This window comes from Phyllobacterium sp. NPDC097923 (genome assembly GCF_044760925.1).
Taxonomy (GTDB): Bacteria; Pseudomonadota; Alphaproteobacteria; order Rhizobiales; family Rhizobiaceae; genus Phyllobacterium; species Phyllobacterium calauticae.
In genome coordinates this window covers 729,368-744,454 of sequence record NZ_JBIWBL010000001.1, presented here as the reverse complement: position 1 = coordinate 744,454, position 15,087 = coordinate 729,368, and the positions used below count along the sequence as shown (strand labels likewise).

Sequence of the window (15,087 nt, the reverse complement as noted above, 5' to 3'; positions counted from 1 at the left end):
ATGACACCGGAAAAAGACATCATACAGTCAAGCCAAGGCCGGGGCCGCGTTTTCGACGCGCCGTCGGGACATTGGGTTTATCGTGCACTGCCAGCCTGGCTCTGGCCCTACGCGCAGCTGGCGCGCTGGGACCGCCCCATCGGCTGGTGGCTCCTGCTTTGGCCCTGCTGGTGGTCCGTCGCCCTGGCGGCAAGTGCCGGCGCCAAGGTCGGCGATTCCGTCTGGTCGATCATTCCTTCCCCGTGGCACCTCACCCTGTTCCTGATCGGTGCGGTCGCCATGCGCGGCGCGGGCTGCACCTATAATGATCTGGCCGACGAGGACATCGACAACCAGGTGGCGCGCACCCGTTCGCGTCCGCTGCCTTCGGGCCAGGTGACGCGCAAACAGGCCAAAATTTTTATAGTGCTGCAGGCGCTTGTGGGACTGCTGGTCGTCATCCAGTTCAACCTCTTCACCATTCTTCTCTCCATCGCCTCGCTGGTGATCGTTGCGATCTATCCGTTCATGAAGCGCATCACCAACTGGCCGCAGCTTGTGCTCGGGCTTGCCTTCTCCTGGGGTGCCCTTGTCGGCTGGTCCGCGCATTTCGGGGCACCAGCGACGCTGAAAGACTTTCTCCCGCCGCTGCTACTTTATGCCGGCTCGATCCTCTGGGTGATCGGCTATGACACGATCTACGCCCATCAGGACAAGGAAGACGATGCCCTCGTCGGCGTGGGTTCGACCGCGCGGCTGTTCGGCAGCCGCACCCGCGAAGCGCTGATGGTGCTCTATGGCGGCGCGTTGGCGCTGTTCCTCGGAGCCTTTGCCATGGCGGAAGTGCCCATGCCCGCCGTTGCCGGTCTTCTGGCGGCAGGAGCACATATGTACCGCCAGATCATGGTGCTCGACATCGACGATCCCGCACAATGCCTGCGCCTCTTCCACTCCAACAAGGTTGTCGGCTGGCTGATTTTTGCCGGACTGGTGCTCGGCGCGCTGTGGACGGTGGTCAAACCGTTCTTTTAGCTTGAACTGATCGCACTCAAGCCTTCAACCAAACGGTCAAGCTCAGCCTCGCTCGTGTAGAGCGCGGGCGAAACCCGCAGGCATTGGCCTTTGGCCACCCCGGTGCGCCGGACGGTCAGGACACGATGCTTGTCGCGCAGTGCCGTCATCAAGGCGTTGTTATCGTCCTTGCTGATCTTGCCCTTGATGCGGAACGACGTGATGCCGGCATGCATGGTATCATCGTCGGGCGTGAGGATTTCAACAGTTTCGATCGCCCGCGCCTGTTTCACCCAATAGTTGCGAAGATAGGTCAGGCGTGCCTGTTTGCGCTTCGAGCTGATCATCTCGTGCACATCGAGCGCGGCAGGCACGCTCAAGGTCGCGGCGAAGTTGGTCGTACCGGTATGAACACGCGAGCGGATATCGTCCTTCGGCCAGTCTTCATCGGCCAGATCGCGGTCGATATCGGCCAGCCTTTCCTTGCGAATGTACAGGAAGCCCATGCCAACCGGTGCGCCGATCCATTTATGCAGGTTGAAGCCGACGAAATCCGCGCCGAGATCAGTTACCTTGAAATCCATCTGCCCCCAGGAGTGGGCTGCATCAACCACCACATCCACGCCGCGGGCACGGGCCATGTCGGCAATCTCGCGAATGGGCATGACAAGCCCGGTGCGATGGGACAGATGGGTCAAAAGCAGCAGCTTTGCCTTGGGGGTCGCCTCCAGCACCGTGCGATAGGCATCCAGCACGGCTTCCCGCGTCGCCGGCTCCGGAATGGCGAAGGTCTTGACCTCGACGCCCCTGCGGCCCGCCAGCGCATTCATGGCATACTGCATGGAATCATAATCGAGATCGGAATAGATCACCGCATCGCCCGGCTGCAGCTTGTTGTAACCGGTGATCAGCTTTTGCAGGGCTTCGGTGGCGCCACGCGTCAGGGCGACCTCCTCCGGCGCTGCACCAACCGCCCCGGCAACCCGGTTGCGCACATCCTCGGCATCCTTGCCAAAGGCATTGCGGGCATAGACCGTATTCTGCCGGTTTACGCGCTGGGTGTTTTCCAGATAGGCCTGCAGCACAGGGCGGGCCATGATACCCCAATAGCCATTCTCAAGATTGGCGATCGAGCGCTCCACATCGTAGAGATCGCTCACGGCGGCCCAATAGGCACGGTCCGTGGCAATAGCCGTGTCATTGGCGGCAGGAAGCACCGCTGTTTCCATGGCTGATGCCTTGACGATTGTTGCGGCGAGCGCGGTTGCCGCGCTGCCCATCAGAAAATGACGACGTTCTATACCTGGCATCGGACCGATCCTTCACGCGCTGTGTTCCATCTGGTTCCTGATTAGGACTCCAATGTCACAGCTGCATGAAGGAATGGACGGTGAAGCCGATTGTTCAGCGGTTGCCGGAGGCGATGATTTCCTCACCGCCGACGACGAGACGCAGTCCGAGATCGCCCATCTTGCGGCGAGCCAGAAAACGCGGACGGCGGCGGCGCGGTTCGCGGCCCTGGCGGCGTTCCACGGGTTCGCCCACGGCAACCGGTCCGATGCTCTGCTCGAGATGGCGGGCTTCGCCGTCTTCCTCGACCAGCATCATCGGCAGCTTGAACAGATTGGACCAGGCCCGCCAGTCCGCCGCGATATCATTGAGATCATGGGCGACCAGCAGCGGCACCGAAAGATGCGGATCGCTGTGCATCAGTTCGAGCGTCACGGTGATGTCGCCAAGCTCGTCCTCGGCGGCACGGGCCGTCACGCCCTGAAAGGCGCAGACGGGCAGGGCCAGCGAGACCGGCAGGTTGCTGTTCGGCAGTACGCGCTTGACCACCGCGCCGCGCTCATGCAGCGAGAAGGTAATGTCGCCCCGGTCATCGCGCGTGGCGTAGGTGACGGTCTGTGGCAGGTGGAATGGGTCGAGCCGGAATTCCTGGCCTGCCCAAACCGGCTTTGCTCCGGCTTTTTTCATGTGACGCCTTCTGTCGATCCTGAGAGCCGGTTTTCCGGTCTTCTCTTTTGTATTTCCCTGTAGAAGCGGACCAATTTTTTCTGGTCTCGTATGGGGAAACAATAGGCGCCAATCCCCCCGCTTCCGCTTAACGAACGCGGTTAACCGTTTCTCATCGCGGGGAATGGTTATCGAAATTCGACCATCGGTAAGGTTTCAAAAAGAGAGATAAACAAAAGACTGACGGGGAAGCTCGACTTGCATCGAAACGCTTCCCCGCCATCGATAAAACCATGAATCAGCGCGCTCAGATCACCTTGCCGGGATTCATGATGCCGGCCGGATCGAAGGATGCCTTGATCCGGCGCATCAGATCGAGTGCCACCGGCGACTTGGTTTCCGACAATTCCTTGCGCTTCAATTGGCCGATGCCGTGCTCGGCGGAGATCGATCCCTTGTAGGCGCGGACGATCCCGTGCACGCGGGCATTCACCTCGCCCCAGCGCGCAAGGAACGCTTCCTTGTCGGCACCGATGGGCTGGGTGATGTTGTAATGCAGATTGCCGTCGCCCATATGACCAAAGGAAACGATGCGCGCACCGGGTATCATCGCGAGCACGGCGGCATCGGCTTCGGCAATGAATTCCGGGATGCGGGCCACGGGCACGGAAATGTCGTGTTTGATCGAGCCGCCCTCGGGCTTCTGCGCCATCGACATGGCTTCGCGCATATGCCAGAAGGATTTTTCCTGCGCGGTGCTGTCGGCGATCGTGGCATCTTCGACCAGTCCCGCCTCAAAAGCCTCCGTCAGAATGGCCTCAATGGTCTCGCGCGCATCTTCAGCCGAGCGCGACGAGGAAATATCGATCAGCACATACCAGTTGTGCACGCCCTGCAGCGGATCGCGCACACCTTCCGTATGCGCCACCGAAAACTCGACGCCGATACGCGGCATCAATTCGAAGCCGGTCAACGCCGCACCCGCATGGCTCTGCGCCAGCCCCAGAAGTTTCAAGGCGTCCTCGGGGCTGTTCAGCCCGGCATAGGCAACACCCTTGCCCTTGGGCAGCGGGAAGAGCTTCATGACAGCCGCAGTAATGACGCCAAGCGTGCCTTCCGCGCCGACAAACAGATCCTTCAGGTCGTAGCCGGTATTGTCCTTCTTGACGTAGCGCAGATCGTTGAGAATCTCGCCGGTCGGCAGTACCACCTCGACGCCAAGGCAGAGTTCGCGCGTGTTGCCGTAGGCCAGCACCGCCGTGCCACCCGCATTGGAGGAGAGATTGCCGCCGATCTGGCAGGAGCCTTCCGAGCCCAGCGAAAGCGGAAACAGGCGCCCGGCCTGTTCTGCCGCTTCCTGCAATTTCTGCAGGACGACACCGGCCTCGACGATAATGAGATTGCCGGCGGGCTCGACCGAGCGGATCTTGTTCAGGCGTGACAGTGACAGGATGACCTGCTGGCCTGTCCCATCGGGCATCTGGCCGCCGACAAGGCCGGTATTGCCACCCTGCGGCACGATGGCCGTACCGGTTTCAGTCGCCAGTTTGAGGATTGCCGAAACCTCGTCGACGGTGGACGGCCGCAAAACCAGCCCTGTCTTGCCGCCGAATTTTTCCCGCGGCTCGATCAGGTAGGGTTCGATGTCCTGCGCGTCATGCAAGGCGTTTTTCTCACCCACGATGGCAGTAAAACGGGCAACAAGGTCTGGCGTCAGGGTCATTTGATCTGTTCCAACTCTTCTATGGGAGGCACGCGCGGCGCGGCAGCGCGAACAAGGCGGTCATTGATGGCTTCGCCCAGTCCGGTGAAGGGGATCGGCTCGACAGCAATGACGGCACCGCCGAGACGGTCGAGACGCTTCATGTAATCGAAAAGATTGGTGGCGGCCTCACGCAGATTGCCCGTCTCGCTGAGGTTGAGACACGCGCTCGCCCTATCGGCATCCGCAGCGCGGTCCGGACCGAAGGCCAGCAATGCCTCGCCATCCCGCACCTCGTGCACATTGAGGCGGACACCGGCGGCAGGAGCGTAGTGCGAGGCCATCATGCCGGGCGCTTCAATGGCGGCACGCTGGTCCATGCGCTGCAATGACCGGCCGATCAAAACTTCGATCTCCTCGGCGGCAAGCCCGCCGGGCCGCAGCAACAGAACCGCGTCGCCATCCACCTTGACGATGGTCGACTCCAGCCCGACCTCGGACGGCCCCGCATCGAGGATCAGGGTGATTTTGCTGCCGAGATCGTCGGCCACAGCCTGTGCGCTGGTGCCGCTGATCCTGCCCGACGTGTTGGCACTGGGTGCAGCCAGGGGATGACCGAGCGCTGCGATGATCTTTCCGGCGATACCGCGCGGCATGCGCAATGCCACCGTATCGAGACCGGCGGCCACCAGGGGATGAATATGGGTGTCGGGCCGCAACGGCAGGACCAGTGTCAGGGGACCGGGCCAGAACGCATCCATCAGTTTGCGAGACAATGGATCGATCACCGCATAGCGTTCCGCCATGGCGATATCCGAGACATGGCAGATCAGCGGATTGAAATGCGGCCTGCCCTTCGCTTCGAAGATGCCGGCAACGGCATCGCCATTGGTGGCGTCAGCCGCCAGGCCATAGACTGTCTCGGTCGGAATGGCGACAAGCTGGCCTGCAGCCAGCGTCTGGGCCGCCTTCAGAATTGCCTGTTCATCTGGTGCTATTGTCTCGGCCAAGGGCGCTTCTCCGATCGTGCGCATTGCCTACACGATGGGCAGGGCTCGCCGCAAGCCTGCGCTGATGAACTCACCGTATGAGGTGATGCGTAAAATTGAATCCACCCGTGGTAAAAATTAGCAAGGTTTGGCTGATAGAGATGGGCGGTCAACGAGGATAGAGCCACATGTTCCGCCATCTGCTTGCCATCATAGCTGCTGCCCTGATTGCACCGGCCATTGCGCACGCCGGAGAATCCATCAAGCTCAAGGGCCCGTCGGCACGGCCAAACTCGGTCACCTTTGTCGGCTATGACAGTTTCGATGCCAATGGCAATCCGGTCTGCACGCCCTGCATCGAGCAGCGCGCGGCGGAAGCCGCCAAGCTTCAGGCCTATCTGGAACGCCGCGAACGCTCGCGCCAGTACATGGCCCGCCTTCAGGGCAACGGCCCCAAACCGGACTCCTTTATCGCCACCGCCAATGCAGCGACACTGCCGGCAGCACACGCAGCACCAGTCGCGCAAACCACGGCAACGCCGGCACCAGCGGCACCCGCCGCCGCCAGCGGATTGCTTGCAGTCGAAGCGACGCCGCTGCGCTCCAGCATGCAATAAGCCAGCGCAAGGCCAGCGGACAAGCGCGAGGTTTTCGCGCCTGCCCGTTGATTATCCAGCAATTTTCGAGAAATCAGCGACCGTGTTCGTGGCTGCGCGGATACGGGCAAGCAGCGCCAGGCGATTGGCTCGAACGGCCGGATTCTCGTCATTAACCAGCACATCTTCAAAAAATGAATCAACCGGTTCACGCAAAGCACTCAGTGCAATCATGGCGCCGGAAAAATCCTGCTTTTGAATGGCTTGCGCCGCGTCCTTCTCAGCCTGATTCACCGCGGCAAAGAGCGTCTTTTCCGCATCGAGTGCAAGCAACGCCGGGTCAACCGTATCGGCGACAACCGTACCCTTCTTCTCCTCTGCACTCAGAATATTGGCCGCGCGCTTGGTGCCGGCCAGAAGGTTCTTGCCCTCTTCCGAGTTGAGATAGACCACCAGCGCTTCAACGCGGCGAGCGATCAGCAGAAGATTATCGGCGCCGTCCGTCAGCACCGCATCGATCAGGTCATGCCGTGCGCCGAGTTCGCGCAGATGCACTTTCAGGCGATCATGGAAGAACGCCAGAAGGTCGAGCAGAACCGGCTGCGCATGCTCGGCCACCTCACCGCGCAAACGCTTTTCAAAACCGGAAATGGCATTGGTGACATCTTCCTCACCATCAACATCGCCGGAATTCTGGGCGGCCTGCTGCGCCTCGTAGCGCTCGATATGCTTTTCGACGGCGTCTTCGCGCAGTTGCGCAAAGGCGGCCTGGAACAGCGGAAGAAGCGCGATCTGCCAGTCGCTTGAAAGCAGCAGGCGGATGACGCCAAGCGCCGCACGGCGCAGGGCATAGGGGTCTTTCGAACCCGTCGGCTTTTCGTCGATGGCCCAGAAACCGACCAGTGTATCGAGCTTGTCGGCAAGCGCCACAGCCACGGAAACCGCATCGCTCGGCACAAAGTCGGATGGCCCTTGCGGCTTGTAATGTTCTTCAATCGCGGCTGCGACCGATGGATGTTCCTTCTGCAGCAGCGCATATTTGCGGCCCATGCCACCCTGCAGTTCCGGGAACTCGCCGACGATTTCCGTCGTAAGGTCGGCCTTGGCCAGTGCGGCCGCACGGGCGGCCAGTACCGGGTCGGCCCCGACCAGCGGCGCGATGTCGCGTGCCAACGCCTTGATCCGCGTGACGCGTTCGCCCTGGGTGCCGAGCTTGGCGTGGAAGGTTACATTCAGGGCATCGAGCCGCGCCATGCGCTGATCGAGCGGCTTCTTCAGATCGAGATCGAAGCGGATGGCGGCAGCCGCGAGCTTTTCCATATCGGGCAGATCGTGCTGATCGGTCGTCCAGAAGTAGAGCGCGTCGGAAAGACGGGCACGGACGACCTTGCCATTGCCGTAGGCGATCTCCTTGCCGCCATCGCTGGCAACGATGTTGGAAACCAGGATGAACTTGTTGGAGAGCTTGTCCGTCTCGCCGGCTTTGCGCGTGACAAAGCACTTCTGGTTCGTCTTGATGGTGAGACGAATGACCTCCGGCGGGATGGCGAGGAAATTGTCCTCGAATTCGCCCATCAGCACGACGGGCCATTCGACGAGACCCGACACCTCTTCCAGCAGGCCCTCATCCTCGACCAGTTCAAGGCCCGACGCAAAGGCGATATTCTGCGCATCCGCCAGAATGATCTCCTTGCGGCGATCAGCGTCGAGCACGACCTTGGCCTTTTCCAGCTTGGCGACATAATCGTCAAAGCGGCGAACGGTGATCGGCTGGCCATCGCTCAGGAACCGGTGCCCATAGGTGATATTGCCGGAACGCAGGCCACTCACCTCGAAATCGACGACAACCGGTTCTTCGGTCTCACCGCCGAACATGCAGACGATCGACTGGAGCGGACGCACCCAGCGCAGGCTGCCAGCCTTTGCCGAGGCTGCCCCCCAGCGCATGGATTTCGGCCATGGAAATTCGCGAATGATCTTTGGCAGGAGTTCCGCGATGATTTCTTCGGCGGGCCGGCCCGGCTTTGTCAGATGGGCGACGTAGAAATCACCCTTCTTCGGGTCGGTGTGCACGTGGGCCTGTGCAATATCCGTCAGGCCGGCGGAACGCAGAAAGCCTGCAATGGCTGCCTCCGGCGCGCTGACGCTCGGTCCCTTGCGATCCTCATGCACGTCTTTTGACCGTGCGGTCAGGCCGCGGATATCCAGCGTGAGACGGCGCGGCGTCCAGTAGTCACCAGCCGCTTCATAGGTGAGGCCAGCCTCGACCAGGCCATCGGTGACAAGCTTTTTCAGATCACCGGCCGCCTTGCGCTGCATGCGGGCGGGAATTTCTTCCGAGCGAAGTTCGAGCAAAAGATCGGGCATTATACGGACTCACTCTTGAAATTGACGCCGCCGGCTTCGGTCAAAAGGAACGCCTCGCCGCACTGCCGGGCGAGATTGCGGACCCGCAGGATATAGCTCTGCCGTTCCGTCACCGAGATCACACCGCGCGCATCGAGGAGGTTGAACGCATGGGAAGCCTTGATGCACTGGTCATAGGCCGGAAGGACCATGCGGTGCATCGGGCTGTTGTCACCGTCCTTGGGAGCGCCCGCGCGCAGAAGCGCCGCGCATTCGGCTTCCGCATCCTCGAAATGCCGCAACAGGACCGACGTGTTGGCATGTTCGAAATTGTGCCGCGAATATTCCTGCTCCGCCTGCAGGAACACATCGCCATAGGTGACCTTTTCATCGCCCTCGAGGCCATTGAAATTCAGGTCGTAGATGCTGTCGACGCCCTGGATATACATGGCGAGCCGCTCCAGACCATAGGTCAGCTCACCCGAAACAGGCGCGCATTCAATGCCGCAGACCTGCTGGAAATAGGTGAACTGCGACACTTCCATGCCGTCGCACCAGCATTCCCAGCCCAGACCCCAGGCGCCGAGCGTCGGGCTTTCCCAGTCATCCTCGACGAAACGCACATCATGCAGCAGCGGATCAAGGCCGATGGCCGCCAGCGAGCCGAGGTAAAGCTCCTGCAGGTTGGCAGGCGATGGCTTCATGATCACCTGATACTGGTAATAATGCTGCAAGCGGTTGGGGTTCTCGCCGTAACGGCCGTCCTTGGGGCGGCGCGATGGCTGGACATAGGCTGCCTTCCACGGCTTGGGACCGAGCGAACGCAATGTTGTCGCCGGGTGGAACGTACCCGCGCCAACTTCCATGTCATAGGGCTGCAGGATGACACATCCATGCTGGGCCCAGTAATTGTGAAGCGTCAGGATGAGACCCTGGAACGAACGGGTCGGGTGCATATGATCGGGCAATGGGACGGTCACCGGTCAGGCCTTTTTGACGAACGGAAATGGAGTGCCCGTCCTAAGGCGTGCCGTCTGGCCGGTCAAGAGAAAGGAAGCCATGACAATGGCTTTCGCAGGCACCCGCAGCGGAAATCATGGCAAGGGTACCGGGAACAGCACCCTTGTTTTCCACGATAATCAGCCCTTGTTGTCCGGAGCCGGGACAGGAGCCGGTTGCGGCGCTGGAGGTTCCGGCGCTTTCGGGGCACCGCCGCCATTCTTGGCAACGCCCGGCTCCTTTGCATCGGGAAGGCCGTTCTTCAGCTTTTCCTCGATCTTGACCAGATCTTCCGGCTCAGGCTTGGAATCGCGGGCGTGGGCCCATTGGAAAGTCGCTTCCAGCTTGCGCCCTGCACGCCAATAGGCATCGCCCAGATGATCATTGATGGTTGCATCTTCGGGACGCAGCTTCACCGCCTGCTCCAGCTGGATGACAGCATCGGCATAATTGCCCATCCGGTAATAGGCCCAGCCGAGCGAGTCGACGATATAACCATCCTGCGGACGGGAGGCGACAGCCTTCTTGATCAGGTCCAGCCCCTGCTCCAGCTTGATATTCATGTCGATCCAGGAATAGCCGAGGTAATTCTGCACCTGCGGCTGATCCGGATAGAGTTCAAGCGCCTTGGTGAAATTCGGCTCTGCCTTGTCCCACTGCTTCAGCCGCTCATAGGCAATGCCACGCTGGTAGAAAATCATCCAGTCATTGCGTTCGGGCTTTTCGATCGCCGCAACAGCCTTGTCGTAGGTTTCGGCGGCTTTGGCGTAGTTCTTGTCCTGCGCATAGATGCTGCCGATGGCAAGATAGGTGCGGATATCCTTCGGATCGGCCGCCAGAAGTCCGTTCAAATGCGTGATCGCCTCGTCGTGGCGCTTCAAGATGGCAAGATTGATGGCAATCTGCATTTCCGCATCGCGGTTGTAGGCGGAATCAGCTGGAATGCGCGTGAAGTATTCGACGGCCTTTTCCGGCTGCTCCAGCTTGGCACTGATGTCACCGATCTGGAAAAGGGTCGCATCGTGATCGGGGCGCAGCGGCAGCGACATCTGCAGATAGAGTTTGGAAAAAGCCTCCGCTCCACTGCGATTGATCGCGGTTGCCAAGGTATAGAGCACTTCCGCCGCGCCCTGCTGCGGGGTCTCCACGAGCGGCTTGACGGCCTTGCCCGACGAAAGCTGCTTGCCGAATTCGACCAGAACCATGCGGCCGGACAGCACTTCCGATGCGTCCTTGATCAGCGTTTCCGCGCCGGCTTTGTCACCGTTGCGCATTTTGAACGAGGCATAGGCCTCGATCAGCCGCTCATAGGTATCGGGCGCCGCAGCCAGGCTCGGGCGGTCCTCGAGAGCGCTCTGATAGAACGCTGCCGCCTTGTCTTTCTGTCCGGCCATGTCGGCGATGAGCGCCGAATTGTAGATCTTGAACAGGGCAAAGCCATCCGGACCCTTCAGCTTGCTGATCATGGCCAGCGCTTCATTGGGCTTGCCTGCCCCGGCCTTGGCCCAGGCCGAAATCAGACCGGTGATCATCCTGTCGAGATCCGACTGGAGCGACAGCATCATCAGGGTATCCACCTTCTGGTACTGCTTCTTGTTCAGGGCATCGATGCCGAGCGCCAGGCGCGAAAAACGTTCGATCTCCGGAACCGATTTCAGTTCCTGCGCAATCGGCAATGCTTCCTTGAACTGACCGTCGGTCAGGAGAACCAGCAGGAGGCTCTGGCGCAGTTCCTTGTTCTTCGGATCATAGGCAAGAGCCTGCCGGTAGAAGGAAATGGCGCTGTCGAAATCATTGCTGCGTTCAGCGGTGCGGGCAGAGAGGAAGGCGCCGGACAATGATCCCGCAGCAGTTACCAGATCTTTGCCGGTCGCGGCCGGTGCGGAAATGACACTGATGGTCAAGGCAGCGAGTGTTGCGCCCATCACGGAGCCAAGCAATTTACTGCGCTGCATATACAAAATCCCTCTTCATTGTCGTCATCATGAAATGATCGCCCGAATCCTCAGGAAAAGCATGGCCTTTTTACGGTCCACTCTCAAGTTTCATCGAAAGAATAAAGGCAATTGCCTGCCAGAGGCCATGGCAGGCGTTCGATCCACGACAGATCAGTTCACCCGGCTGATGCAAAAGTCGATGACTTCCAGAAGGGCATCCTTCTGCGGCGACTGATCGAGCGGGGCCAATGCATCGCGGGCAATGCCGCCAAAATGCCGGGCGCGCTGGATCGTATCGCTGAGGGCGCCGTAGCGTGTCATCAAGCCCTTGGCCTTTTCCAGCGCCTTGTCGTCGTTGACACCGTTCTCCAGCGCTTCCTTCCAGAACATGCGTTCTTCCGCCGTGCCGCGACGATAGGTCAGAACCACCGGAAGGGTAATCTTGCCTTCGCGGAAATCATCGCCGGTGTTCTTGCCGAGGTCCTTGGCATTGCCGCCGTAATCCAGCGCATCATCCACCAACTGGAATGCGAGGCCGAGATTGAGGCCATAGGAGCGCAGTGCCTGGCGATCCGTGCGCGAGGAGGATGCAATGATCGGCCCCACTTCCGCCGCTGCGGAAAACAGCGCGGCTGTCTTGGCCTTGATCACCGCCAGATACTCATCTTCGGTGGTCTCGAGATTTTTTGCCGCCGCAAGCTGCATGACCTCGCCTTCAGCAATGACCGAAGCCGAGGTTGCCAGCACATCGAGCGCTTCGAGCGAGCCGACATCCACCATCATCTTGAACGCCTGGCCGAGCAGGAAATCACCGACGAGAACGCTGGCCTGATTGCCCCAGATCATGCGCGCCGTGCTCTTGCCGCGGCGCAGGTCGCTCTCGTCAACCACGTCGTCGTGCAGCAGCGTTGCCGTGTGCATGAACTCGACGCTGGTGGCGAGCTTGACGTGGCCATCACCCTGGTAACCGAACATGCGGGCAGCCGCGAGCGTGATCATCGGGCGCAGACGTTTGCCGCCGGACGAGATCAAATGGTTCGCCACTTCGGGAATCATCTCGACGTCCGAACCTGCTTTCGACAGGATCAGTTCGTTGACACGGGCCATGTCGGCCTTGGTAAGATCAATCAGCGGCTGCACCGATCCCGTGCTGCTCTTCTTATCGTCCAGACTGACAACAACGCCCAAAACGAAACTCCTAAACTTCTCGCATAATGCGGCGACACCTTATTTTGACAGGCTATATCCCGCAAGCGGCGAATTGGCGCGCAAAAATGGCAGGGGTTACAAATTCGTGATAAAGCCCACACATATGCTACAGGACTTACGGCACTTCCGGGCCAGTCATATGGGTAATGGCAATGATCGAAATCATGCGTACGAACGATCCTGTTCTCATCTCCTTTGTCGAATCACTGCTCAAGGATGCCGGCATCCGGCACTTTATCGCCGATTCCAACATGAGCGTCCTTGAAGGTTCCGTCGGCATTCTCGCACGCCGGGTGCTGGTCGATGCCAACCGGGAGGACGAAGTCCGGCGGTTGCTCAAAGACGCCTGCCTTGAGCGCGAGCTGCGCGGCTGATCCATGCCATCGACCGATACGCCCCATACGCTGGATGCATTCCATCGCGGCCGGTTCCACCTGCTCCAGCCCGCGCTGAAGGGGCACCGGTCGGGGGTCGATGCCATGGTGCTTGCCAGCGCCGTACCCGATGATTTTTCCGGTCGTGTCGCCGACCTTGGCGCCGGTGCCGGGGCGGCAGGCCTTGCCGTGCTCGCGCGCTGCAGCAAGGCCAAGGCGGTCTTGATCGAACGGTCCGATTTCATGGCCGACTTTGCCCGCAGATCGCTCGCTCTGCCAGAAAATGCCGCCATCGCTGCCCGTACCGAACTTGTGCAGGCGGATGTCACCCTGACCGGCAAGGCACGGGTTGCGGCAGGGCTTGCCGACAATAGCTTTGACTTCGTGATCATGAACCCGCCCTTCAACCGGCCCACCGACCGCGCAACGCCCGATCCGGTGAAAGCGGAAGCCCATGTCATGACCGACGGCATGATGGAGCAATGGATCCGCACAGCCGCTGCCATCGTCAAACCCGGCGGCGCGCTGGCCATCATCGCCCGCCCGGCTTCGATAGCCGAACTGCTCGACGCCTTGCAGCGCCGCTTCGGGGGGGTGATTATCGTGCCGGTGCAGCCAAGACCGCAGGACGCGGCCATCCGTATCATCATCCGGGGAATTCGCGGCAGCCGTGCCGGCCTTACGCTTGCTCCTGCCCTGATCATGCATCATGAGACCGGCAACGGCTTTACCGAGCGCGCAACGGCGATAAACAATGGCCTGACGTCACTTTTGTAGCATTTTCCGCACGGTGCCATTGTGATTTGATGTGCACCGCTTACATGCGCATGACCTGAAAGCATCAAAGGAGAAAGCATTGGCCCGATTGATCCGAAAATTGCTGCCGCGCCGCTGGCGCCCCGATTTCGTGGAGATACCGGTGGTTCGCCTGCACGGCGCCATCATGTCTGGCGGTGGTCAATTCCGGCAAAATCTTTCCCTTGCGTCCGTCGCATCGGTTCTGGAAAAAGCCTTTGACGACAAGGATTCGCCTGCAGTGGCGATTTCGGTCAATTCGCCGGGCGGTTCTCCGGTACAGTCGCGGCTGATTTACCGGCGCATCCGTGACCTTGCAGCCGAAAAGAACAAGAAGGTCTATGTCTTCGTCGAGGACGTCGCGGCTTCCGGCGGCTATATGATCGCCGTTGCCGGTGACGAGATCATTGCCGATCCGTCATCGATCGTCGGCTCGATCGGCGTTGTCTCGGCAAGTTTCGGCTTTACGGAACTGATCAAGAAGATCGGCGTGGAACGGCGCGTCTATACGGCAGGAAAGAACAAGGCGACGCTCGACCCCTTCAAGCCGGAAAACAAGGCTGATATCGAACATCTGAAGGCGTTGCAGCTGGAAATCCATGACACCTTCATCGCCCTGGTCAAGGAACGGCGCGGCGACAAGCTGAGCGACAGCGCCGATCTCTTCACCGGCCAGTTCTGGACGGGAACACGCGGCGTTGAACTCGGTCTGGTCGACGGTCTTGGCGACATGCGCTCCTATCTCCAGTCGCAATATGGCCCCAAAACCAAGCTAAAACTGATCTCGCAGCCGCGCGGACTGTTCGGGCGCAGAATTCCATCCGCCAGCGTGCAGATCGAAGGGCTTGGCAGCGGTTTGGCCAATGGGCTGATGGACGCAGCCGAGGAACGGGCGCTCTGGTCGCGTTTCGGACTGTAAACCGGCGCAGGATTTTTTGGCAAGGCCGGAACTCCGTGCTATGAATACGGACAGGAATGATATCGGTAGTTGAGGGTTACAGACGATGCCACAATTGATCTTTTTTGCTCTTGTCGGCGCCGCCGCCTATTACGGCTATCGTTCGTTCAAGAAGGAAGCACAGCGCGTCTCGCAGCGCGTGCGCGAGGCCGAAAAAGAGGCACAGAATCGTGCGCAGGGAACACTGGTCCAGGATCCCGAAACCGGTGAATACCGCCTGCGCAAAGATTGAGCGT

General features: G+C 60.2%; 14 protein-coding genes. 6 read left to right on the top strand and 8 right to left on the bottom strand.

What is annotated here, in order from left to right; all coding sequences use genetic code 11:
* Nucleotides 1-1,011, top strand: a complete 1,011-nt coding sequence (gene ubiA / locus ACIQWS_RS03750; RefSeq protein ID WP_403170328.1) for a 4-hydroxybenzoate octaprenyltransferase — start codon at nt 1-3, stop codon at nt 1,009-1,011.
* Here the strand turns inward: ubiA and ACIQWS_RS03745 are convergent.
* The 4 genes from ACIQWS_RS03745 to ACIQWS_RS03730 all read right to left on the bottom strand — a co-directional run bounded on the left by ACIQWS_RS03745 (nt 1,008) and on the right by ACIQWS_RS03730 (nt 5,658).
* Entirely contained in the window at nt 1,008-2,300 is a 1,293-nt protein-coding gene (locus tag ACIQWS_RS03745; protein ID WP_346305760.1) for an aminotransferase class V-fold PLP-dependent enzyme, read from the bottom strand. The genes ubiA and ACIQWS_RS03745 overlap by 4 nt on opposite strands.
* Nucleotides 2,301-2,394: 94 nt before the next feature.
* Nucleotides 2,395-2,967: a DUF6101 family protein gene (locus ACIQWS_RS03740; RefSeq protein WP_346305761.1), complete on the bottom strand. Its 573-nt coding sequence runs from the start codon at nt 2,965-2,967 to the stop codon at nt 2,395-2,397.
* A 286-nt stretch (nt 2,968-3,253) separates the two neighbouring features.
* Nucleotides 3,254-4,669: an FAD-binding oxidoreductase gene (locus tag ACIQWS_RS03735; RefSeq protein ID WP_403170322.1), complete on the bottom strand. Its 1,416-nt coding sequence runs from the start codon at nt 4,667-4,669 to the stop codon at nt 3,254-3,256.
* Nucleotides 4,666-5,658: an L-threonylcarbamoyladenylate synthase gene (locus ACIQWS_RS03730; protein WP_403170319.1), complete on the bottom strand. Its 993-nt coding sequence runs from the start codon at nt 5,656-5,658 to the stop codon at nt 4,666-4,668. Before ACIQWS_RS03730 ends, ACIQWS_RS03735 begins: the two co-directional genes overlap by 4 nt.
* A gap of 167 nt (nt 5,659-5,825) precedes the next feature.
* On the opposite strand from ACIQWS_RS03730, the gene ACIQWS_RS03725 reads away from it, so the two are divergent.
* A complete protein-coding gene (locus tag ACIQWS_RS03725; protein ID WP_403170315.1) occupies nt 5,826-6,254 on the top strand; it encodes a hypothetical protein in 429 nt (142 codons plus the stop codon).
* 51 nt (nt 6,255-6,305) lie between these two features.
* Here the strand turns inward: ACIQWS_RS03725 and glyS are convergent, their stop codons facing one another.
* The 4 genes from glyS to ACIQWS_RS03705 form a co-directional block, all read right to left on the bottom strand.
* Nucleotides 6,306-8,600, bottom strand: coding sequence for a glycine--tRNA ligase subunit beta (gene glyS, locus ACIQWS_RS03720; RefSeq protein WP_403170311.1), 2,295 nt, complete (start codon nt 8,598-8,600; stop codon nt 6,306-6,308).
* Complete coding sequence (locus ACIQWS_RS03715) at nt 8,600-9,535, bottom strand: glycine--tRNA ligase subunit alpha (RefSeq protein ID WP_223612383.1); 936 nt, start codon at nt 9,533-9,535, stop codon at nt 8,600-8,602. The genes glyS and ACIQWS_RS03715 overlap by 1 nt, the downstream gene beginning before the upstream one ends.
* Nucleotides 9,536-9,718: 183 nt before the next feature.
* Nucleotides 9,719-11,533, bottom strand: a complete 1,815-nt coding sequence (locus ACIQWS_RS03710) for a tetratricopeptide repeat protein (RefSeq protein WP_403170309.1) — start codon at nt 11,531-11,533, stop codon at nt 9,719-9,721.
* Between the two features lie 153 nt (nt 11,534-11,686).
* Complete coding sequence (locus tag ACIQWS_RS03705; RefSeq protein ID WP_403170306.1) at nt 11,687-12,703, bottom strand: polyprenyl synthetase family protein; 1,017 nt, start codon at nt 12,701-12,703, stop codon at nt 11,687-11,689.
* A 173-nt stretch (nt 12,704-12,876) separates the two neighbouring features.
* On the opposite strand from ACIQWS_RS03705, the gene ACIQWS_RS03700 reads away from it, so the two are divergent.
* The 4 genes from ACIQWS_RS03700 (at nt 12,877) to ACIQWS_RS03685 (ending at nt 15,083) form a co-directional block, all read left to right on the top strand.
* Nucleotides 12,877-13,098, top strand: coding sequence for a DUF2007 domain-containing protein (locus tag ACIQWS_RS03700; RefSeq protein WP_117282345.1), 222 nt, complete (start codon nt 12,877-12,879; stop codon nt 13,096-13,098).
* Between the two features lie 3 nt (nt 13,099-13,101).
* Nucleotides 13,102-13,875 (top strand): tRNA1(Val) (adenine(37)-N6)-methyltransferase, encoded by a 774-nt coding sequence (locus ACIQWS_RS03695; protein ID WP_403170303.1) that lies wholly within the window; start codon nt 13,102-13,104, stop codon nt 13,873-13,875.
* A gap of 79 nt (nt 13,876-13,954) precedes the next feature.
* A complete protein-coding gene (locus ACIQWS_RS03690; RefSeq protein WP_346305769.1) occupies nt 13,955-14,812 on the top strand; it encodes a S49 family peptidase in 858 nt (285 codons plus the stop codon).
* An 85-nt stretch (nt 14,813-14,897) separates the two neighbouring features.
* Complete coding sequence (locus ACIQWS_RS03685; protein WP_091880998.1) at nt 14,898-15,083, top strand: hypothetical protein; 186 nt, start codon at nt 14,898-14,900, stop codon at nt 15,081-15,083.
* Nucleotides 15,084-15,087 lie beyond the last annotated feature (4 nt).